The organism is Pedobacter frigidisoli (assembly GCF_032678525.1).
Taxonomy (GTDB): Bacteria; Bacteroidota; Bacteroidia; order Sphingobacteriales; family Sphingobacteriaceae; genus Pedobacter; species Pedobacter frigidisoli_A.
Genome location: NZ_JAVTSE010000001.1, coordinates 626,435 through 649,921, shown reverse-complemented (window position 1 = coordinate 649,921; position 23,487 = coordinate 626,435). Strand labels below are relative to the sequence as shown.

General features: G+C 44.2%; 16 protein-coding genes. 8 read left to right on the top strand and 8 right to left on the bottom strand.

The features are described from left to right. Positions 1–78 precede the first annotated feature (78 nt). Positions 79–1,497 (bottom strand): glycoside hydrolase family 28 protein, encoded by a 1,419-nt coding sequence (locus tag R2Q80_RS02830; RefSeq protein WP_316798126.1) that lies wholly within the window; start codon positions 1,495–1,497, stop codon positions 79–81. A gap of 232 nt (positions 1,498–1,729) precedes the next feature. On the opposite strand from R2Q80_RS02830, the gene R2Q80_RS02825 reads away from it, so the two are divergent. Genes R2Q80_RS02825 through R2Q80_RS02810 form a run of 4 tightly spaced genes read left to right on the top strand, consistent with a single transcriptional unit; the run spans position 1,730 to position 7,209 of the window. Beyond that, a complete protein-coding gene (locus R2Q80_RS02825) occupies positions 1,730–3,730 on the top strand; it encodes an alpha-L-arabinofuranosidase C-terminal domain-containing protein (RefSeq protein ID WP_316798125.1) in 2,001 nt (666 codons plus the stop codon). Positions 3,731–3,757: 27 nt separating this feature from the next. Then, entirely contained in the window at positions 3,758–5,299 is a 1,542-nt protein-coding gene (locus R2Q80_RS02820) for an alpha-N-arabinofuranosidase (RefSeq protein ID WP_316798124.1), read from the top strand. Between the two features lie 10 nt (positions 5,300–5,309). Continuing rightward, a complete protein-coding gene (locus tag R2Q80_RS02815) occupies positions 5,310–6,242 on the top strand; it encodes a glycoside hydrolase family 43 protein (RefSeq protein WP_316798123.1) in 933 nt (310 codons plus the stop codon). 1 nt (position 6,243) lies between these two features. Next, positions 6,244–7,209, top strand: a complete 966-nt coding sequence (locus tag R2Q80_RS02810; RefSeq protein ID WP_316798122.1) for a glycoside hydrolase family 43 protein — start codon at positions 6,244–6,246, stop codon at positions 7,207–7,209. A gap of 39 nt (positions 7,210–7,248) precedes the next feature. On the opposite strand, the gene R2Q80_RS02805 is transcribed toward R2Q80_RS02810, so the two are convergent. The 3 genes from R2Q80_RS02805 to R2Q80_RS02795 all read right to left on the bottom strand — a co-directional run bounded on the left by R2Q80_RS02805 (position 7,249) and on the right by R2Q80_RS02795 (position 11,797). Further along, entirely contained in the window at positions 7,249–9,606 is a 2,358-nt protein-coding gene (locus R2Q80_RS02805; RefSeq protein ID WP_316798121.1) for a glycoside hydrolase family 127 protein, read from the bottom strand. Between the two features lie 189 nt (positions 9,607–9,795). Further along, positions 9,796–10,839: an NAD(P)-dependent alcohol dehydrogenase gene (locus R2Q80_RS02800; RefSeq protein WP_316798120.1), complete on the bottom strand. Its 1,044-nt coding sequence runs from the start codon at positions 10,837–10,839 to the stop codon at positions 9,796–9,798. A gap of 139 nt (positions 10,840–10,978) precedes the next feature. Further along, positions 10,979–11,797, bottom strand: a complete 819-nt coding sequence (locus tag R2Q80_RS02795) for a heparin lyase I family protein (RefSeq protein WP_316798119.1) — start codon at positions 11,795–11,797, stop codon at positions 10,979–10,981. Positions 11,798–12,102: 305 nt separating this feature from the next. On the opposite strand from R2Q80_RS02795, the gene eat reads away from it, so the two are divergent. Genes eat through R2Q80_RS02775 form a run of 4 tightly spaced genes read left to right on the top strand, consistent with a single transcriptional unit; the run spans position 12,103 to position 16,388 of the window. Then, entirely contained in the window at positions 12,103–13,443 is a 1,341-nt protein-coding gene (gene eat, locus R2Q80_RS02790; protein ID WP_316798118.1) for an ethanolamine permease, read from the top strand. Further along, the gene (locus R2Q80_RS02785; protein WP_316798117.1) at positions 13,433–14,824 is read left to right on the top strand and encodes an ethanolamine ammonia-lyase subunit EutB; all 1,392 of its coding nucleotides are present in this window, start codon (positions 13,433–13,435) and stop codon (positions 14,822–14,824) included. Before eat ends, R2Q80_RS02785 begins: the two co-directional genes overlap by 11 nt. Further along, the gene (eutC, locus tag R2Q80_RS02780; protein WP_316798116.1) at positions 14,818–15,582 is read left to right on the top strand and encodes an ethanolamine ammonia-lyase subunit EutC; all 765 of its coding nucleotides are present in this window, start codon (positions 14,818–14,820) and stop codon (positions 15,580–15,582) included. Before R2Q80_RS02785 ends, eutC begins: the two co-directional genes overlap by 7 nt. 2 nt (positions 15,583–15,584) lie before the next feature. Further along, entirely contained in the window at positions 15,585–16,388 is an 804-nt protein-coding gene (locus R2Q80_RS02775; protein ID WP_316798115.1) for a 5'-nucleotidase, lipoprotein e(P4) family, read from the top strand. A gap of 40 nt (positions 16,389–16,428) precedes the next feature. Here the strand turns inward: R2Q80_RS02775 and R2Q80_RS02770 are convergent, their stop codons facing one another. From R2Q80_RS02770 to R2Q80_RS02755, 4 genes are all read right to left on the bottom strand, one after another. Then, positions 16,429–16,989, bottom strand: a complete 561-nt coding sequence (locus tag R2Q80_RS02770; RefSeq protein ID WP_316798114.1) for a sigma-70 family RNA polymerase sigma factor — start codon at positions 16,987–16,989, stop codon at positions 16,429–16,431. Positions 16,990–17,355: 366 nt separating this feature from the next. Continuing rightward, positions 17,356–18,279, bottom strand: coding sequence for a DUF5017 domain-containing protein (locus R2Q80_RS02765; RefSeq protein ID WP_316798113.1), 924 nt, complete (start codon positions 18,277–18,279; stop codon positions 17,356–17,358). Between the two features lie 11 nt (positions 18,280–18,290). After that, positions 18,291–20,192, bottom strand: a complete 1,902-nt coding sequence (locus R2Q80_RS02760) for a RagB/SusD family nutrient uptake outer membrane protein (protein ID WP_316798112.1) — start codon at positions 20,190–20,192, stop codon at positions 18,291–18,293. A 17-nt stretch (positions 20,193–20,209) separates the two neighbouring features. Continuing rightward, positions 20,210–23,413 (bottom strand): TonB-dependent receptor, encoded by a 3,204-nt coding sequence (locus R2Q80_RS02755; protein ID WP_316798111.1) that lies wholly within the window; start codon positions 23,411–23,413, stop codon positions 20,210–20,212. Between the last annotated feature and the right edge of the window lie 74 nt (positions 23,414–23,487).

Below are 23,487 nucleotides of genomic sequence, written 5' to 3'. Positions count from 1 at the left end.
GAAGGTTAAGATCATACAGTTCAATTATAACCCGCCTGGTGCAGGTACAGTGACCGAACATCTATGTAAAAGTTACCATTAAGGGAGTTTTATGTCCGTTGAATTCGTTACGCTTAATGCTTTTCCATCTGCTGCTTTGATGTTAACATCATAGAATTTCCAGCCTGCGCAATAATCAAGTGCTCCGGCGTTTGCAGTTTCTATTGCCAGTTGCGATAAGCTGAAGTTTTTAAGCGTAGATTCCGCTAAGCCAATGGCATTGATGGCTTTCTTTGCACCCGTTGCCTTGATGTTAAACAAATTGATGTTCTGGATTTTAGGAATGCCTTTCTCCTTTGGTTCGACATGGGTAAGCATCTTTTTCCAGTGTAAAGGAACTTCATTGATGTTGTATGCGGGCGGTAAGGTAGAATAGCTATAAGCGGGATTCCAGTTTGGGTTGACCTGCAATACATTTCCAACGCCATGCATAGTGATGTTGCGGAAATAAACATCTTCCACGGTGCCGCCCCTGATGGTGGCCGACTTAATATTCAGTGCATTTCCGGTATCATAACCTGTTAAATCTGTTGCCCATACATGGCGGATGCCGCCTGAAGTTTCGCTGCCGAGGGTAAGCAATCCGGCACCTTTACGGGCAATACTGTTTCTGATCACCACATATTCTGTTGGCTTGTTCACTCGCAGACCATCCCAGTCGCGGCCCGCTTTTAAGCAAAAATTGTCGTCGTTACAATCAATGTCGCAATTCTGAACCAATACCCATGTGGAAGAATCAATGTCAATCCCATCGGTGCTTGGCCCGTGCCCGTCTACATTATTTCTGATGGTGACTTTATCAACCGTTACATAAGATGAATACAGTACCTGAACCGTCCAGAATCCGGCTTGTTGAATATTTACCTCCTTTAACACGATATCTGAAGATTCTGCAATCAGGATTGTTCTGGGGCGTTTGGCGTCGTAGTCCACTATCCACCGCAGGCCTTTGGGTTCATATTCTTTTCTCAGCTTCCAGTAGTAATCCCAGAAAACTTTTCCCTGTGCATTAATCAGGCCGCTACCTGAAATGGTTGCGCTTTGCTGCCCGACAATATTAATCAATGCAGCCGGCCACTTCATTTCAATACCCGCCACCCTGGTATCAATTTCAGGGTAATCTTTAATAACCTGGCTGCCGAGTATTTCCACACCTGCTCCGATATTCAGGTTTACCCCCTTTTTTATAAACAGCGATCCGGTAAGGTATTTGCCAGGTTTAAAAGTTACGATTCCTCCACCTTTGGCGGCACAATCGTCGATTGCCTTTTGTATGGCTACAGTATTCAGGGTTTTTCCATCACCCAAAGCACCGTACTTGCCGGCCTGGAAGGTGGTGCTTTTATACTTTGTATTTCTGTTGCCAACTTTTGCTACCCAATCCGGGGCTTTGGTCTGCGCCATTGCTGCAATATTGTATAACAGTACCAATAGAAAAAAACTGATTTTAACTTTCATGCTCGTGGATAATATCTGGTTACTAACAGGCATAATATTTCTCGTTTAATACCTGCCAGCCCGCTAACTTAGTAAAAAATCAGCAATTGGCGTCCTGTGGTATCCTGAAAGAGGAGCTGGCGCAGGATAATATTGTATATAAATTTATTACAAATAAATAATCGTACAGATGACGTTTATTATCTTAAATATTTTACTTTTACAAATAGTATCGACCAAATATTAAAACTTAATGAAATTAAACCGACCATTCAAAAGTGTGCTTTTTACAGGCCTGGCCTGCAGTTTGAGCGTGCTTACATTCCCTTCCCTTCTCCAGGCTCAGGAAGCAAAAATCATCAAAGTTAAGCTGGATCAGCCAATTGCCAAAGTTCAACCCAACATGTGGGGTGTATTTTTTGAAGACATTAACTTTGGCGCTGACGGCGGGATTTATGCCGAACTGATCAAAAACAGATCCTTTGAATTTGCTAAACCCTTAATGGGGTGGACGGTTTCGAGAAAGAGACCGCAGGAAGGTGAAGTGCTGGTGGTAAACCGTAAGGAAGAAAACACTACCAATCCACGCTATTTACAGGTTAGCAAGCTTACCGATGATTTTGAACTGATTAACGAAGGCTTTAAAGGGATTGGCGTGAAAAAGGGTGTGCGTTACGATTTTTCTGTTATGTACCGTCAGCTGGAGCCTGGAGTAAAGATGGTGCTTTTGCTTAAAGATCCAGACCAGAAAATTATCGGTCAGGGTGCAGTTACCTTTACCGGGCAGGGAAAGGACTGGCAAAAACAAACGGCCAGCTTTGTGGCAACCGAAACCAATCCGAAGGCTAAATTCTCCATGCTGTTTCAGGGAAAAGGAAAGGTTGATCTGGATATGATTTCTTTATTTCCGGGCGATACCTGGAAAAACCGTCCACAAGGTTTACGGGCGGATATGGTTCAGCTACTTGCCGACATGAAACCTGGATTTATCCGTTTTCCAGGAGGCTGTATTGTAGAGGGAACCGACCTGGCTAACCGCTATCAGTGGAAAAATACCATTGGTCCTATCGAAGACCGAAAACTAATGATCAACAGGTGGAATACCGAATTCTCTTACCGCTCGGCACCCGATTATTACCAGACATTCGGGCTTGGATTTTTTGAATATTTTCAGCTCTCCGAAGATATTGGTGCCGATGCCTTGCCCATTTTAAATTGTGGAATGGCCTGCCAGTTTAACACGGCCGAAGTAGTTGCACTCGATGAGCTTGGTCCTTATGTGCAGGATGCGCTCGACCTCATTGAGTTTGCGAACGGCGATGTGAATACCACCTGGGGTAAAAAGCGTGCTGATCTTGGGCACCCTAAACCCTTCAACCTGAAAATGATGGGTGTTGGAAACGAAAACTGGGGACCGCAATACCTGGAGCGTCTGGCTATTTTCACCAAAGCCATCAAAGCAAAATATCCTGATTTTAAAATTATCAATAGCTCCGGCACCGATCCTGAAGGCGATCGGTTCAACTTGCTGAACACCTCACTAAGAGCAAACAAGGCTGATTTTATCGATGAACATTACTATCGTCCGGCCGACTGGTTTTTGAAAAATGCAGGCCGTTATGATAACTATCCAAGAAATGAATCGAAAGTATTTGTAGGCGAATATGCTGTACACGCGGATAAAAACCATGTGGGTAGCAACCGCAACAACTGGGAAAGTGCGCTGGCGGCAGCTTCATTAATGACGGGATTAGAGCGGAATGCCGATGTGGTTCAAATGGCATCCTATGCCCCTTTGTTTGCCCATATTGATGGCTGGCAATGGGCTCCGGATATGATCTGGGTAGATAACTTGAATGTGTACGGTACACCCGATTACTATGTTCAAAAGCTATTCTCCACCAACCGGGGAACGGATGTGGTTTCCATTACGCTGGATGACAAAAACATTACCGGACAAGACGGCTTGTATGCCTCCTCTGTACTGGATAAAAACAAGAAGGAGCTGATCATTAAAATCGCGAATAATTCAAATCAGCATAAAGCGGTTGATTTTGCACTTGATGGCCAAACCAGACTGAAAAGCAAAGGCACACTGGAAGAACTGGCCAGTTCCAATCTTGATCAGCTTAACTCATTCGATCAGCCCAAGGCGGTGAGCCCGAAATTATCGGCAGTGGCTCTAAAAGGCAAAAAACTGAATATGGACCTGAAGCCTTATTCATTTAATGTGATCAGAATACCGTTGAATTAAAAAACGAACCACACACCAATAAACCATATGATAAAAAAATTAGTCCTCTCCCTTTCGCTGCTTTGCAGCGGATTGCTGGCGGATGCGCAGACGACTGTGCTGAACATTAAAGCTGCCGGAGAACAAACAGTAAGCAAGCACATTTACGGGCATTTTTCCGAACACCTTGGTCGTTGCATTTACGATGGATTCTGGGTGGATGAAAATTCGGCTATCCCTAATAAAGGCAGGATCAGACTGGATGTAGTAGAGGCCCTGAAAAAAATCAAAGTACCCAACCTGCGCTGGCCGGGTGGTTGCTTTGCAGATGAATACCACTGGAGGGATGGAATCGGGCCAAGAAATCAACGCCCGAAAATGATCAATACCAACTGGGGCGGCGTAACTGAAGACAATAGCTTTGGTACTCATGAATTCCTGGAACTGTGCCAAATGTTAAACTGCGAACCTTATATCGCTGGAAACGTAGGAAGCGGAACGGTAGAAGAAATGGCGAAGTGGGTAGAATACCTGAATTTCGACGGTACCAGTCCGATGACCGCCATCAGGAAACAAAACGGGATGGAAAAGCCCTGGAAGGTTTCCTTCTGGGGAGTAGGAAACGAAAGCTGGGGTTGCGGAGGCAACATGACACCCGAATATTACAGCGATTTATACCGGAGATATGCCACTTATGCCCGCGACTATGCCGGGGCGCCATTGAAAAGAATTGCGAGTGGCGCTAACGCCGATGATTACCGCTGGACAGAAACCTGTATGAAAAACATCGGTGCCGGCCGCATGTGGGGCTTAACGCTTCACTACTACACACTTCCTACAGGAAACTGGAAAAGCAAAGGTTCTGCCACCCAGTTTGATGAAGAGCAGTATTTCAATACCATGAAAAACTGTTTGCGTATGGAAGAAATAGTAACCAAACATTCGGCCATTATGGATAGATATGATCCAAAAAAGAAAGTGGCTTTGATTGTGGATGAGTGGGGCATCTGGACCGATGTGGAACCAGGTACCAATCCAGGATTTCTGTATCAGCAGAACAGTTTACGCGATGCCTTGATTGCAGGCACTACCCTGAACATTTTCAATAACCACTCCGACCGGGTTCGGATGGCTAACCTGGCCCAAACCGTAAATGTTTTGCAGGCTGTTATTCTGACTGAAAAAGATAAGATGGTGCTTACCCCTACTTACCACGTTTTCGATTTGTACAAAGTACATATGGATGCCAAGTACCTGCCGATTAGTTTCAGCAGTCCGGATTATACTCTAGGAGACAAAAAAATCCCTTCCCTTAATGTTTCGGCTTCTCAGGATTCGACTGGCGCCATTCACATTTCGCTGGTTAACCTCGATCCTAAGCACAAAATTTCCCTGGATACCGAATTGGGAGAATTGAAATGGAAAACCGTAAGCGGACAAATACTGACTTCTGCGAAGTTGACTGATGTAAATTCCTTTACCGAGGCTAATAAAGTGCACATCACGAAATTCAGCGGCGCGAAAAAATCAGGGAACAACCTGAAAGTTGAGCTCCCGGCGCAATCTGTTGTTGTACTGGAACTCAAATAATGCATTATTGATGAAAAAGCTAATCTGCATATTCCTACTGCTATCTGGCTTTTGCCTGACCGCTATAGCACAAAAAAACAGCGTTTACCTGTTTGCCTACTTTAAAAACAATGGACAGGATGGCCTGCATCTGGCCTACAGTACCAATGCCTATGAATGGAAAGCACTTAAAAACGATTCATCCTTTTTGAAACCCACCGTAAGCAAGGATAGGCTGATGAGAGACCCCTGCATCATTCGCGGCGCCGACGGATTATTTCACATGGTGTGGACCGTGAGCTGGAAAGACAAAGGAATTGGCTATGCCAGTTCAAAAGACCTGATCAACTGGAGCGAACAACAGTTTTTACCGGTAATGGCAAAAGAGGACGGTGCCAGAAATACCTGGGCACCTGAAATTACTTACGACGCCAAAACCAAAACCTATATGATTTACTGGGCCAGTACCATTACCGGCAAATTTGCCGAAACGGCTTCAGCGCTGGAAGATGGCTATAACCACCGGATGTACTATGTAACAACCAAAGACTTTAAAACCTTTTCTGATACGAAATTACTTTACGATCCCGGTTTCAACGTGATTGATGCCACTATTGTACAAAACGGCAAACAGTTCGTGATGTTCCTGAAAGATGAAACCCGTGAACCTGCACAGAAGAATTTGAAAATCGCCAGGTCGGATGAGTTGACAGGCCCCTATACCAGAGCCAGCGAACCCATTACGGGGCAATACTGGGCTGAAGGCCCCACTACACTCCGGATAGGTAAAGACTGGATGGTTTATTTCGACAAATACCGGGATCACCGTTATGGGGCGATTGTCTCATCCGATTTAAAAGACTGGAAAGATGTATCGGATCAGATTTCATTGCCGAAAGGACTAAGACACGGCACTATCCTGACCATTACTAAAAAAGAGCTGGCCAAATTACAAACACAATAATATGAAGAAACTGATCTTATCGATTTTAGGCATTTCAGGCTGCGTCCTTTCTTTGCAGGCCCAGCAGAAAATCATTACCGCAAAAGGCAACCCCATCATCACCGATAAATACACTGCCGATCCGGCTGCATTTGTATATGGTGATTCGGTTTATTTATACACGGGCCACGATGTTCCACCGAAAGGCAAAGAGCGCTATGAAATGCACGAATGGTTATGCTATTCCTCTGCAGACATGGTGAACTGGAAAGAACATCCATCCCCTTTAAATGTGAAAAGCTTTGCATGGGCAAGCGACGATGCCTGGGCATCGCAGGTGATTGAACGCGATGGTAAATTTTACTGGTATGTGGCCATTTCGCATGGGTCTATCCATGGTAAGTCGATTGGTGTGGCGGTTGCAGATAATCCACGTGGTCCTTTTAAAGATGCCCTTGGAAAAGCACTGATTACAAACGATATGACCACAGCCGTAAAAATCAGCTGGGATGACATCGATCCTACCGTCATCATTGATGATGATGGTCAGGCCTATTTATTCTGGGGCAACCAGCGCTGTTATTATGCCAAACTGAAAAAGAACATGATCGAACTTGATGGCCCGATTCAGGTGGTGGATGTTCCTGAGTTTACGGAGGCCCCATGGATCCACAAACGCAAGGGCTGGTATTACCTTTCTTACGCTTCCGGATTTCCGGAGAAGATTGTATATGCAATGAGCAAAAATGTAAACGGCCCATGGACCTATAAGGGCATTTTAAATGAAGTTGCCGGAAACTCTAATACCAACCATCAGGCCATTATTGATTTTAAAGGCAAATCCTATTTCATTTACCATAACGGATCGATCAATACGGATGGCGGAAGCTACCGCCGATCGGTTTGTATTGATGATTTGTACTATAACAAGGATGGCAGTATCAAACGGATTATAATGACAAGTGAAGGAGTTAAAGCGGTTAAATAATATGTTGTCCCTCAGCGCTGATTTGGCTGAGGGACAATTTTACTTCACTAACCGTACTTCATAAATCCCCGGAATGGCTGAGCCTTCATCTACCTGAAATTTCAATTCCAGATTACTGGTAAAACTAGCTGAAGGGATTTCAAAATCCTGCGTGTAAAACACATTTCCCCTGCTCCCATCGAGCTTAATCCGCTGAATCACCGTACCGTTCACGAGTAAAGAAAAGCTTCGGTTTTTTTCCTTTCCATAAAGCGTAAGCCTGATCTTTTTGCCTTTGAGGTCTTTATTCTTCAGTGTATAAGCAAACCATCCGGTTCCGTTTCTATAATGGCGGTCCTGAAAAGTACCCGTTTCTGTTTTCTCGCCTTTGAAACCATGGTCAGACTCCGGTTGCTGCTCCCCGGTATTGATTACATCGACCGTCTCATTTTCCAGTTTCATTTTTTCCGTTTCTGCCAGTTGAATCGCTTTGGCTCTTTCCGGTAAGTTCGCTGTTGAAGCGTAGGGAAAGTACACCACGTAACGTTTTTCAGCCAGACTGGAGAAAGGTACCAGTTTTAAATTTTTATATTTCTGCTGATAAATGGCATGTTCGGCGGTAAAGGTAAGGGGCTCCTTCCCACTGGCTTTGAGGCTGGCAGCCAGATCGGCTTTGTTGCCCGAAACCAGAGGTGCTTCACTAAGCGGGAATAGCGGTCCTGAAGCAATATGCCCCATTCTACTGTCGTCGCCGGTCAGGTTTGGTTGTCCTAAAGTATCCAGTTCAGCCGCCAAAACAATGGGACCATGTACAAAAGCCACCCAATCTGATCCGTCGGGCATGAACTCCGTGCGGGTCTGCATCGGCAGGTTTACCTTTATCGCATCACCGCCCGACCAAATCCTGTCGATGCTGACATAACCATTTCCAAGATCTTTCGCCACCTGCGGCTTTCCATTTACGGTAATCTGCATTTTCCCATTCTCCAGCCACGACGGATGGCGTAAACGGATGGCAAACTTTTTTCTGCCTGTGAAGGCCAGTTTCAAGGTAGTGAATTCCGTATTCGGAAAGCTGGTTTCCTGCACCAACGTAATGCCTTTCTCTTTCCAGTTTAATTTTGAAGGAATAAATAAGTTGACATATAAATTCTGGTCGTCGTGGGCATAGATCAGTTCCCCATACTTCCCATGGTTTTCCAGGCCTGAGCCTACGCAACACCAAAAGCTTTGTTGCGGGGCAGAATAGGTACGATAATGTCCGGGACGCATGGGCGTAAAGTAAACAAAACCTCCTTTTTCCCGCTGTGAAGAAAGGATATGGTTATAAAGAGTCCGCTCGTAATAATCGAGGTATTCAGTTGAAGGTGCTGACAAAAACAATTGCCTGGTCAGCTTCAGCATATTATAAGAGTTGCAGGTTTCAGGGCCTTCGCGGGATTCGAGCATGGAAGAAAAGTCGTTTGCCGGATGGAAATGTTCTCTTACGCTGTTACCACCAATGGCAACCGTGCGGTGTTGTACTACTGTTTTCCAGAAGAAATCTGCCGCGTTGGCCCAGGCGGTATCGCGGTCGGCCAGGGCAACCTGCTCAAAACCGATTACCTTCGGGATCTGGGTGTTGGCATGCAAACCGTTCAATGCATCCTTACTATTTAACAAAGGTTTCAGGATCGACTGATCTGAAAACTGTCTGGCCAGCTTTAAATACTTTTTATCGGCGGTGAACGTATATACATCGGCAAATATTTCATTTAATCCCCCGTGCTCACTTTTCAAAAGTTCCTGAATCTGCTGATCCGAAAGATTGGAAACCAGGTCCACGCACCAATCTGTTAGTTTAACCAGCATTTGCTTGGCCTGCTGATTACCTGCGACGGCATAAGCATCGTAGAGGCCTGCATAAATCTTATGAATGTTGTAAAGTGGCACCCATTTGTCGTTCAGTGAAAAACTAGAAGACTTGATCTGACCAGCTTTGATCTGTTTCCAGATCTCCTTTCCTCCAGGTACACCTGATAAGTATCCATTTCCATTATTGTCCTGGCACTTTTTCAGCTCACCGATCATGTAATCCAGCCGCTCTTTCACTTTTGCATCGCCCGTAGCGGCATACATTAAAGCCAGTGCCGAAACGTAATGTCCACCAATATGGCCATCCAAACCGGTATTCTCCCAATTGCCATAGGAAGTGGATTTGGGCGTCAATCCGGATTCTTTCAGATAAGGCGCCAGTAACCGGTCGGGATTGAGGGAAAGCATATAGGCTTTATCAGTCAGTTCGGCTTTAAGAAAAGGACTCTCCATTAGCCTGACATCTGTAAGCTTAAATGCCCTGATACTTTTCTGTGCCGCAGCGTTCAGGCTAAGCGAAGCAGTGAAAAGAAACAGGATGCCTGTTTTTATGGTGTTATTCATGGCGCATCAGTATATTGATTATTCGTTATCGGAGATAAGGGTAATGATCTGGTTAGTTTAAACGTCATCATGACGATTAACGAAGGTAGAAAAAGATTTTTATTCACGAGTGCTTTCCGTCTTCAAAAAGGCAATAAAAAAAGGGCTCCGTTTTTACAACGTAGCCCTTTTCTATAAATGTGATATCGTTTATAACGTAGCCATGTCAATTACAAATCTGTAACGCACATCACCTTTTTCCATACGTTTGTAGGCAGTATGAATGTCTTTCATATCGATCATTTCGATGTCTGACACGATATTGTTATCCGCACAGAAATCTAACATTTCCTGTGTTTCTTTAATACCACCGATTCCGGAACCTGCAAGGCTCTTTCTTCCACCCAATAAACTGAATGCAGCAATTTCTGCCGGTTTAGGTGGTACGCCTACACAAATGTGCGTTCCGTTGGTTCTTAATAGTGAAAGGTACATATTGAAATCATGCTCGGCAGAAACCGTATCCAGGATAAAATCGAAACTACCTTTGGCAGCTTCTACCTGAGCCGGATCGGTGGTCACCACAAAATGATGTGCACCCAGTTTCTTCGCATCTTCTTCTTTTTTAGGTGAAGTACTCAATACGGTTACTTCCGCACCGAAGGCCACACCGAATTTAACGGCCATGTGTCCTAAGCCACCTAAACCTAATACCGCAAGTTTATGGCCTTTACCCACTTTCCAGTGGCGTAGTGGCGAGTAAGTGGTGATTCCGGCGCATAATAATGGTGCAACCGCAGCTAAATCTACACCCTCTTTAATTTTCAATACAAATTCTTCCCTTACTACGATGCTATCCGAATAGCCACCATAAGTTGGTGTTTTTCCGTCTCTTTCCAGTCCGTTGTACGTTTGGGTATTCCCTTCCAGGCAGTATTGCTCCAGATCCTGTTTACAGTTTTCGCAAACCTGGCAGGAATCTACCATACAACCTGTACCAGCCAGGTCGCCCACTTTAAAGTTTTTGACGTGATCGCCTACCTTTACTACTCGGCCAACAATTTCATGGCCGGGCACCATCGGAAAGATCCCAGGGAACCAGTCATTTTTAATCTGGTGAAGGTCGGAGTGGCAAACGCCGCAAAACAGAATTTCGAACTGTACATCGTGAGGGCCTACTTCTCTTCTCTCAAAATTCCAGGGCGCCAGGTCGGTCTCCGGACTTTGAGCTGCATATCCTTTTGTTGTTGTCATATTTTTGATTGTTGTAATTACCTTAACAAAGGTAAAGGTCAATTGTTAGGAAAATATTACGGATTTCAAAGAATTCATTACAAATTTCAAACAATCAGAAGTTGTAAAAAATATAAAGGCTCCGCAGAGCCTTTATATTTTAATAAGGTTTAACATCGTTATAGGTGCTTCCGATTTTCAGGCGCGAAAAGTAGATGTCTCCATCTGCACCTGTATCCCTATAGTAACCCCATTTCGGGTCAATTGAAGTCCCATCAAAGGTTTTGCCGGTGAAACTGGTACTACCTGTTTCTAAAGTTTCGGCCGTTGCATCGTCGCCCCAGTAAACCTGAATATTTCCGGTGCTTGCAGTATTGCCCACGGTAACTTTAAGTACGATACTGTACCAGGTGTTTGCCACCACGCTATGTGTATAAAGCAACGTTGTCGATGTCAGATCCGGATAAAATTCCAGCTTCACGCGTCCGCTGTTGTAAACCAGCAGAAAGGGGTAATTCTGGGTATTGGGTGTTCCGGCGGTTTTCCATTGCATCATGGTGAAAACACTACCTGTTTGTCCGGCTGCCGGAGTTTGTGGCAGCTTGAACTTAAAACCAACAAAATAGGTTTGGCCGACGGAAGGCACTACGCCTGCCGCACCGAGTGCTTCACATCGTCTGTCGAGATCGTCTTTATGTATCTTCCACACTGTTCCTTCAGTGGCATCAGTTACAGCAGTTACTGACGACCCCTTTGTAGAGCCGTAATTACCGGCTGCATCCTGAAACTGAATCTGTTTAAATACACTGGTTCCGCCTGAGGCTGCCCCATCCCATAACAAAGTACGCGATGTTGCTTTGGCGGTGGCCCGTGCAGGGATGGGTTCGGGGATGTCGTCTTTGTTGGCACAACTAACAAAGATCCCTCCGGAAACAATGACTGTCGCAGCCATCAGAGCTGGGAAAAAGGTTGTTTTCATGATTTAGAGATTTAGTGATTAAATGGTTATAACTGAAACAAACTTAAATCATGAAGACAATAACCATGGGTGAAAATCCCAAGCATTATGGGGTAAAAATCCATTTGAAAGAAAATAATCATCCAAATATTCCCAGCATTGAATGATTCTTCTAAAAACAACTCAATTTTCACCCAAAATAGAGAGAATTACCACCCCTCATTAATGAATTTAGCAAATATTTTAGCGAACTATTTATTTTAAAAGCCTTAACTTAAAGGCGAGACAACAAATACCCAAAAACAATATCAAAAAACCAAACATTTGTGAAAGATTCTCAAACATTAAAAAAGACACTTAGTGCTACACACCTCTGGGCCATTGGCGTTGGACTGGTTATTTCAGGAGACTATTTTGGCTGGAATTATGGCTGGGGCGTGGCCGGCACGGTAGGTTTACTTTTAGCTACCGTGATTATCAGTATCCTCTACATCACTTTTATTTTCAGTTTTACCGAACTGTCGACAGCTATTCCATCTGCCGGCGGACCGTTTTCTTATTCTTTGAAGGCTTTTGGCGTTAAAGGCGGATTAATTGCCGGTTATGCTACCCTGGTGGAGTTTCTGTTCGCCGCCCCTGCTATATCCATGGCTTTAGGCAGCTACATTCATTTCCTATATCCGTCATGCCCTGCACTGGCCGTATCCATCGCTTCGTTTCTCGTGTTTACCGGCATCAACTTATTGGGGTTGAAAGAAGCAGCCTGGTTCTCATTAGTGATGACGGTACTTGCTATTGCGGAGTTACTGATTTTCATCTTCATTGCCGCACCGCATTTTAAGATAAAGACGTTTATGCATAACCCTCTCCCATTCGGTTTCGGCGGCGTTTTCAGTGCCTTACCCTTTGCCATCTGGCTATTCGTTTGCCTGGAAGGCATTGCCATGGTTGCGGAAGAAGTTAAAAACGGCAATAAAGCCATCGCGCGCGGATACATTTCCGCTTTGATCACTTTAATTATCCTGGCTTTTGCAGTGATGATTTGTGTGGGCGGAATTGCGCCATGGCAGGAACTCGACAACCTCGATTATCCTTTGCCCGAATCTCTGGGCATTATACTGGGCAGGGATAGCAAAATTACGCGTCTTTTTGCCGGAGTGGGATTATTCGGACTAATCGCATCTTTCCATGGCATTATCATCAGCTATTCGCGACAAATTTTCGCCCTTTCGCGGGCGGGTTACCTTCCCAAAGCGCTGAGCTGGGTAAGCCGGAAACGCAAAACTCCATATGTGGCGCTGTTTCTAGGAACTGCGCTGGGTATTTCTGCCCTTATGTTTTTCGATACCGGAAAACTGGTGATTCTTTCCACCATTGGAGCGGTTGTGGTGTACATCATCAGTATGCTTAGTTTATTTAAGCTGCGGAAAAGCGAGCCGGATATGAACCGCCCTTTCCGGGCGCCATTCTACCCTTATTTCCCGGCTATAGCACTTACCCTTGCCGCCATAACACTGGTATCGATGGTTTATGGTTATCCGGCACTTTCGGGTATATTCCTGATCGGGCTGGTGATTTGTTTTGCTGTATTATTGATCTCAAAGAAAATGGGCAACAACTCCATAGGCATAGAAGAAGCAGAAAATCATCATCAACATGAGTTATAAGTTTACCATCGGTCATTATGTATATGAGTTTGAAAATCTCAGGGTATTGCTGGCCAAGGCGAGCCCGCTACGATCGGGTGATGTATTAGCCGGGCTTGCTGCTGCAAGTGCCGAAGAGCGTATTGCGGCACAGATTGCACTGGCAGATGTGCCACTTGTCAACTTCCTGAACGAAGATTTTGTGCCCTATGAAAGCGACGAAATCACGCGGTTGATTATCGACGGGCAAGATCAGCAATCTTTCGCTGCTATTAAACACTTTACCGTGGGCGCACTGCGCGACTGGTTACTGAGTGACGAGGCGAGTGCAGCTGCCATAGAATCGATATCAAAAGGACTCACGGCAGAAATGGTTTCAGCAGTTTCCAAACTGATGCGAAACCAGGACCTGATATTGGCAGCGAAGAAACTGGAAGTGGTTACCTGCTTTAGAAACACCATTGGTTTAAGAGGACACTTATCCGTTCGGCTACAGCCTAACCACCCCCTTGATGATTTAAGGGGCATTGCGGCCGGGGTTATCGATGGTTTAATGTATGGCGCCGGAGATGCGGTGATTGGCATCAATCCGGCAACCGACAACCCGCATAAAATTGCAGAAATTATTCACATGCTCGACCGCCTTAGATTACAATTTGATATGCCGGTGCAAAGTTGTGTGCTTACGCACGTTACCACCAGCATTCAACTAATTGAACAGGGTGTTCCTGTTGATCTGGTATTTCAGTCGATTGCCGGTACGGAGAAAGCCAATTCGAGTTTCGGCATTAACCTGTCGATACTGGAAGAGGCACATGAGGCAGCACTTTCTTTAAACCGCGGTACCGTTGGCAAGCAGGCAATGTATTTTGAATCGGGTCAGGGCAGCGCGCTCTCGGCCAATGCACATTTTGGCGTTGATCAGCAAACCTGCGAAGTGCGGTCGTATGCCGTTGCACGCCGCTTTGATCCGCTTCTGATTAATTCAGTAGTAGGTTTTATCGGACCTGAATACCTTTTTGACGGAAAGCAGATTACAAGAGCAGCCCTGGAAGACCACTTTTGCGGAAAGCTGATGGGCCTGCCGATGGGCATGGATATTTGCTATACCAATCATGCGGCAGCAGACCAGGATGATATGGATAACCTGCTGACCTTACTTGGTGTTGCGGGAATCAATTTCATTATCGGTGTTCCGGGTGCGGATGATATCATGCTGAATTATCAATCGACTTCATTTCATGATGCCATGTACATCCGTAAAATCCTGAATAAACGTCCCGCTCCTGAATTCGATCGTTGGCTGCAACATCAGGGACTTTTTGATGCAAACGGTCCGAAGCCCCACACTTCAGCCAGGCAACTCCAGGAATTAACCTCAACCATACTGGGTTTATGCTAGAAAAAACAAACGAAATTGCCATAAAAGATCTCTGGGAAGAGTTGCGGCTTTTCACGGCAGCCCGCATTGCGCTGGGGAGAACCGGTGTGTCGTTACCGTTAAGCGAATCGCTGAAATTCAAACTTGCCCATGCGCATGCACAGGATGCGGTATATTCCGATATGGACGTCAATGCTATCGAAACAGCGCTTGATGGTTTGGGCATCACACATGTAATGGTGGAAAGCGGCGCAACCGACCGGACGACCTACCTGCAACGCCCGGATTTCGGCCGTAAACTCAGTGCCAACTCCACTGCATTACTTCAAAATAAAAGAAGTATTCAAAAAGATATCTGTATCGTGATTGCCGACGGACTTTCGGCCTTCGCTGTAAATGAAAATGCCGTAAAAGTAACTTCATTGTTCATGGAGTCGCTCAGTAGCAAGGGTTTTACCTTTACCCCTGTTGTACTGGCCAAACAAGCCAGGGTGGCCATTGCGGATGAAATTGCCCACCACCTCAATGCCCGTTTATCGGTGATTCTGATTGGGGAAAGACCGGGGCTAAGTGCTTACGACAGCCTGGGCGCATACATAACCTACACGCCGCAGCCCGGTTATACTGATGAAAAAAGAAACTGCATTTCCAACATCCGCGACCTGGGCCTCCCACCTGATATGGCAGCAGAAAAACTAAGAGATCTGGTACTGCGCTCCTTACAGCTTAAACTCAGCGGGGTAAACCTTAAAGATGATGATCGACCACTTTTATTATAAAAATGAAAAAAACTCTACTATTACTCGCAATGACCACGGTATCTGTGTTATCGTGCAAAATGAATACCCAGCAGCAAAAAGATCAGCTGCAACTCATGCCCGAGGCACCAGCCTGGGGTGCCCTATGGCAACAACGGGCGGCAGAATACCGCGCGCTGTCTTTTCAGGCCTATAACTTTGCCCGGTTAAGCTTTGATGCACTCGAGAGGAAGCCATCCGGAAAACCACTTGCTGTTGTGACCGACATTGATGAAACGGTGTTGGATAACAGTCCATACTACATTCATCAGGCCATTGCTAAAGCAAATTATTCTGATTCAACATGGGTACAGTGGACCAAGCAGGTACGGGCTGACTCGGTTCCGGGCGCCCCCTCATTCTTTAAGTATGCGGCATCAAAAGGAGCAACCATTTATTATGTCACCAACAGAATTCTTCAGGACAAGGCGGCGACGATTGAAAACCTGAAGAAATTTGGCTTTCCAAACGCCGATGAGGAACATCTGTTATTGCTGGAGACGACTTCCTCAAAAGTAGCACGCCGGGAGAAGATAGCGGCCGATTATGAAATCGGATTGCTTCTGGGTGATAACCTTGGCGACTTTTCAGGCCTGTTCGACAATCACGCAGAGCAGGATCGAAAACGATGGGTAGAGGAAAACCGAAGCCAGTTCGGGAAGAAATTCATTGTGCTGCCCAACGTGATGTACGGCAACTGGGAGGACTCATGGTATGGTAAAAAAACACCGAAATCCTTTACCGATAGCAACACCGTTTTGAATGGATTGATGAAGGATTATAAATAGGGGTTTTAAATTTCTATTTGCAGATTTGCGTGGGAGGTTGTTATGCTGGCTTATAGCACTCCAGGCTTCCCCGCAATAGTGTATAGGCCATATGCAACTGGTTTCTTACCGTTTGTTCGGAGATCGACATATTTTCAGCGATTTCAGTTATAGTAAGTCCTTTCTCCCGCTTTAACCGATAAACCATTCGCATGCGTAAGGGTAAACCCTTAATATTGGTTTCAATCAACTGGCCTAACTCTTTTGTGATAAATAACTCTTCCACGCTTTCTGTTAATTCTTTATCGGCAAAATCGGTTTGATTGACGTATTTGAACCTCACCAGCTCATGTTCGTATAAATGGAATATTTTGTTCCGCAAAATGGCATATAAAAGAGCGATTACACTACGCTGTTGCTCCAGCGTATCCATTCTACCCCAGAGCACGACAAAAGCATCCTGTACTAAATCTTTGGCAATAACCGGACAACCTACTTTTGAGACTGCCTTTTTGTAAAGCAGCATCCATGAAAATTTGAAGATATGATTGAAGGCGCGTAGTTTGTCAGTCTGTAAATGCCTCATAAAATCTCTGTCGAGATTTAATCTGTTGTATTCCAATTGTTGATGTTTTTTATGTTTCGTAACTAAGCAAAACGCAGCGGCATCCACCGCTGCGCTGCAAACCTGTTACGAATGGACTCATCCCTATTTTTTGTTTTCAGACCAGATTTCCAATTTCACCCATGTATTTGAAACCTGTAGAGTTGTCTTAAACAAAATATCCATTTCGTAAGGCAGGCTATCGGGGCCTGGTCTGACCCCAACGTCTTTCATGTCTTAAAAAGGGCCAACCGTCATCAACTACTAACCTGATTACGGAGGCCCCAGTATTTTTAATATTGTAATCCGCAGAAACTAAAGAACGCTTAAAAAAGCCTCCGCTGCAGAGAGACCAAAAACCGCTGCAGGGAGGCCGGACGTTAATTATTGGGTAATTTTTATATAAAAGTTTTTACTACCGGCGTTTGTATTATCCTTGGTATTGCTGAAATAGGCAAAAGTTGATTTGTAAGTACCCACTGCGGCATATTTGTATTCATAATAAGTAACTGCAGCACTTGCGAGGTTTTTAACCGTAGCTGTAGGGATATCCTGCGTTATTCTTCCTACATAAAGGGGTTTGGTAATAATCCAGCTTGTATTGGTTGGTAAGGTGGCTGCACCGCCGACAATAGTTAATGCCGAACTAGTTGCTGTCCATCGAGCTGAGGTTGGCGTCCATACATTGCCGTATCTGGTCCAGTATGATGCATCGTTAGCCAGGTTACTCAATACATAACTGAAATCACTTCCAATATTGGTAAGACTGTAGTTGCTGATTACCCAGGTACGCTGGGTTGAACCCGTTACACCGGAATATTTAAAAGCAAGGTATAGCACATCATCAGCACTGCTTACTAAATCAGTAACATCTACGTTTCCGGTACTCACCGCTGTGGCACTTGTTGCCAGCGTGGTGCGGGAAGTGATATCTGTCCAGTTTGCATTAACAACCGTAGCAGAATCTAAGCTTGCGAGGTTCTTAATTGCCAATACTTTAAAAGTATTGGCCTGGGTGCCGAATTGCATGGTTGTGCTAAAGGTTAAAATTAACTTACCCAAAGCTGACGTGCGGTTTCTGTTATCGTAGTTATTTCCAACAATACCTGACCAATGCGCGATATTATCGGCATATCCGGATACATCAAATTTGCAGGTATCGCCTAGTTTGAACACCAGCGTATCGCCAATAGTGCTTTTCGCATTCCTTACCGTAAAGTCGACAGTTGGGGCTTCTGCAGTAATTTCCTTTTTGCAAGCCATTATGACTATGCTCAGCAAAAAGCTTATATATAATATTTTTTTCATATCCATTTTTATTAATAGCCTGGATTCTGTTTTAATAATTTATTGATATTGAGCTCGTAGGTAGGTTTTGGCAATAACAAATGTTTCGATTCAATACCTGTGATGGTGCTCAATCCATAGGTATTTCCACTTATCCCATTGGCACTGGCATAAGTTCTGAAATCAATCATATCGTTTACAAAATTACCCCAACGAACAAGATCATATCTTCTGGAAGCTTCGTAACACATTTCGCGCATCCGTTCTGCTTTCAGAATATCGAACAAACCAGATTGGGTTAAACCAGAAGCTAAAAGATATTCTGTACCATTGGTAATAGTGGCAGTCGCTGTTGCTCTGGTGCCTGTGGTAGGCGCCGCAATTGTAATCGTTGGCGCACTGGTATAGTATGGACCAGAAGTGGTAATGGTTCCTTTGCTGGTTAGGCGAATTCCTGTAACTACTCCTGCTGTTGAAACCACAGCTGTCGCCGTAGCGCCACTGCCTCCTCCTCCAGTAATGGTTACTGCCGGGGGTGTTGTAGCGGAATAACCTGAACCCCCAAGTGTTACCGTAATATCTTTCAATATATTACCATACTTTGTTCCGTAAGCACGCTGACGTACCATTTCTATATCTTCTTTAGCTGCTGTAAGATTTGGACTCGCTTTTAAAATATTCGCTTCCGCCCTCATCAGCAACAAGTCTGCATAACGAATAGCGGGCCAGTTGGTACCATAATAACCGTTATTTCTTTGCTCTTGAGGGGCATACTCCCTACGGAATTTGCCACATCTCAATTGCCACAAATTAGTAACAGGCGTTGCTGTTCTGAATTCTGTACCGTTGACGATGGAGTAGCTATAAGAAAAATCGGCACAGTTCCAGTCTCTCCGAAGATCAAGAGATGTTTTCCAGGTGAGCTGACTGGTAGGTACAGTTTCATAACTATCAAACAACTTTCGGGTTGCCCATATCCAACCCACAGCACTATAAGAATACAGCGGCGTAACATTAGTGGATAGCGTTGAGGTGATACCAATTGTACTTCCGATATCACTGCTGGATTTGGTTGTTGCTCCAGCCGCCGCTCCCTGAGCTCCCCACTCCAGTATATTTTCTTTTACGTCATATTTATCCTGAAAGATATTGATGAAAACCTGCCTGTAGTCGACATTTAGTGCATGTAAACCCGAATTAACTACCTTATCTGCATAAGTCACAACATTATCGTATTTACTTGTATCTTTAATCGGATACCCCGCCCAATACAAATAAAGCTTGGCAAGCATCGCTTGCACAGCAGTAATGGTCACCACATCATTATATCCAAGAGATGCCGCAGTCCGACCTGCCAAAAGCGTTTCTGCTTCTTTAAAATCAGCTTCCATCTGCTGATAAATGGCTACCTGAGATGAAGAAGCTATATTAACATCATTAATTCCGGGGCTGTGGAGAATAAGCGGAACTTCACCGAAATTAGTTGTTAGAATAAAATAGCAATAAGCTCGTAAAAAGAGTGCCTGTCCTTTGATGTAGCCGCGTTGCGTTTCATCCATCGTGGGTTTGTTAATATTATCAATGAGGTTATTGGCCAGGTTAATGGCCACATAAGGATAGGCCCAGGTTGTTGCTACATAAGCATGCCCGGCAGTCCAGTTGCTATAGTGCATCCCACGGTTGTCCTGAGTTATTGAGCGGTTTGGAATCATTTCATCAGTAGTGCTGGTGAAGTTGAAGTTCAGTACCTGTCCGAACATCCGTGGTATCATCATTGTACCATAAACCGCGTTTAAGGCAGATTGCAACTGCGCAGGCGTTTCATAATAATTTACGGTGGAGTAAAAATCATTAGGTTCAGTATCAAGATACTTTTGGCAAGATGTGGTGATGCTTATCAGTAACACCAAAATAAAGCTATATAGATATTTCATGATTGATTTTATAAAAATTAAAATGTTGCATTCAGACCAAAAGTGACTACCCTGGCTTGTGGATAGGTTCCGTAATCAAAGCCTGGGGTTAGATTGCTTTGACGAGCCGACGACTCGGGATCCAACCCTTTGTAACCGGTAAGGGTTAGAATATTCTGGGCAGAAACGTTTAAGTTTAGTGCAGCCATGCCCACGCGTCTTAACACTTTTTGAGAAAAATTATACCCTAACCTTAGTGTTTTTAAACGCAGGTAGGAACCATCTTCAACCACTCGTGATGAATAATTGGCATTAGGCATTCCACCAGCCCTGAAATTATCGCTAGTCTGATTCTCAGGCGTCCAGCGGTTAGCATAACTTGCAAACTGGTTAAGGGATAGGTTAGATGCAATCCCACCTTCAAACGCATAACGGTTGGCATTAATGATGTTATTGCCATAGCTCCATTGCAAAAACACATTAAGATCCCAATTTTTGTAAGTAAAGTTGTTACTAAAACCTCCCACATGAATAGGCAAACCACGACCAATAATGGTATAATCATCAGCATTTACCACTAAGTCGCCATTTAAGTCTTTATACTTGATATCCCCAGGAAAAACCTTGTCTCTGGTGGTGCCATTGGTGGTAACGGTAGATTTGAGCTGATAAGTACCATTTGGCATTTTATCAAAATCACTGTATTGATATACACCGTCAAAGACTAAGCCGTACATATCACCAACAGAACGCCCTTTAACTGAGATATACGGTGACAAACTTGAATAGTTAGTATCAAAAAACTGACCCGAACCTGCCGTAAGTACATTGGTTCCCTCAGTAAGTTCAAGTATTTTATTTCTATTAAATGAGATGTTGAAATTACTCGTCCACCTGAAACTTTTTGACTGAATATTAGTTGTGTTGATGGTAACTTCCAGCCCTTTATTCTCCAGGCTACCCACATTTTTAAACCCCCTGGCACTTGGTATTCCAGATGCATAGGGTAGCAAAGCATTTAGTAGAAGATCTTCGGTTATGCGTTTATATATATCTACGGTTAACTCTATGCGTTTTTTAAGAAAACTTAGGTCCAAACCAATATTGGTCTGTTTATTGGTTTCCCATTTAAGGTCGGCATTGTCAGCTGCAGTAATCAGGAAACCCGACTGATATGGCAGTGCGTTGTAAGAATACCAGTACTCCTGGTTGGTTAAGTTAGCCTGTGAGGCATACGCAAAATCACCTACACGATTATTTCCTGATTCACCATACCCTAAACGAAGCTTCGCATCCGACAACCATTTCACATCTTTCAAAAATTTCTCCTGACCAAATTTCCAGGCTGCTGAAGCCGATGGAAAGTATCCCCACCTATTGCCGGGTGCAAATTTAGAGGATCCATCAGCCCTATAGCTGGCAGTTAAAAGGTATTTACCTTTATAATCATAATTGGCACGTGCTAAAAAGGATTGCAGTTTCCAGGTTGATGATGAAGAGGCGGCAGAGAGATTTGTTGCCGGAACCATGTCAATGGCATCTAATTCCATTGATTCATCAACAATTTGCTTCGCAGTTATCGATCGTGTTGAAGTTTTATTTGACTGAGTAGAATAACCCACCATAAAACTTACATTATGTTTCTTTGCAAACTTATTTGCATAAGTTAAAATATTGTCGTTGACCAGGTTAAAGGTCTTTACATTCCCAACTGTAGCGTTAGGTCCGCTGCTGGAATATTTACTACCTGATTGTGTTTGGGAATTATTGAAAATATTTGATTCGATATTACCGTTGTTAAAACCTGCAGAAATACGAAGCTTCAGTTTAGGGGTAATCAAGTACTCCCCATATCCATTGGTTTGGTTGCTGGTATTTTTGGTTTTCGTTTGCTGGTTGTTCAGGTTGATGAGTGGGTTAACACGATTATCCTGGGCACCGTTCGTGTCTATTTCAGGGTCATACAATTGGTTTAGCAAATCATCGGCTGTTAAAGTTCCTCCAATCGCAGTAACTGGCCTGTAACCCCAAACTGAGTATAAAAAGTTTGCTGATGCATATTGGTTATTAATATTCAGCTGTAGTCCAAAGGCTTCTGAATAGGAGTAATTTGTATTCACACCCACCTTAATTTTTTTCGAGATATTCTGATCCAATACCAAACGACCCTGATAACGTTTAAACCCTCCGTTTTTAACGCTACCTTGCTGGTCATTGTAGTTCAGCGACATGGAGTAGGTGGTTTTATCTGCCCCACCCCTGATGGCCAGATCGTGATTTTGATTTTTTCCGATCTGATAAATGTAATCTTGCAAATCATAACTTTCTACATTTTTATAGTCATCTAATGTGACGCCGTTAGCAAGATAGCTGGCATTAACTGTGGGGCTTTTCTCAACAATAAGTTTCACATACTCATAACCATCCATCAGTTCCATGTGCTTAGGTTTTTTAGTTAAACCATAATAGGCATTATAAGTGATTTTGGGTGCCCCCACCACTCCACGTTTAGTGGTGATTAACACCACACCATTTGAGCCTCTTGCGCCATAAATGGCCGTCGCCGAAGCATCTTTCAGCACATCAATACTTTCAATATCGGATGGACTGATGGAATTCGCCTCAGAACTTTCTGATGGGAAGCCATCAATTACGAACAAAGGTGAGTTATCCTGCGTAATAGAACCGGCACCACGGATTACAATATCTGCAACGGTTCCTGGTTGTCCATCACCTAAAGAAACCTGTACCCCTGCCACGCGACCCGCCAGCGCCTGGTCAAATGATTTTACAGGAGCTTTCTCAAAATCCCTCATATTTACCGATCCTACTGCACCTGTCAAATCCCCTCTTTTAGTAGTTCCATAACCTACAACAACTACATCACTCAAACCAGTTGAAGCTGATACAAGGCTTACATTAATAGTTGTCTTTGTCCCAACGAGTATAGACTGTGAAGTGTAACCCACATAATTAAATACCAACTGATCAGCGGGCGTTGCCGAAATTTTATACTTTCCGTTGGCATCGGTTTGCACAGCTGTTTTGGTTCCCTTCACCGATACAGACACTCCCGGTATTCCGGTTTTTCCTTCATCGATTACAACCCCGGTAATGCTCTTCGTCTGCGCAAAAGCGGCGGCACTGTTTAACAATAATAAGGCTACCCAAATCAGGATTTTCTGATGTGCAAAGAAATGCACCAGTCCCCGCTGTTTGGCCTTCAAGTAAATTTTACTCATAGTCTGTTTGTTTTGTTTGGTTATAATTGTTTGCTTTCCTAACCAGCCTGGTTCAGAATGGCTGATCTAAAAGC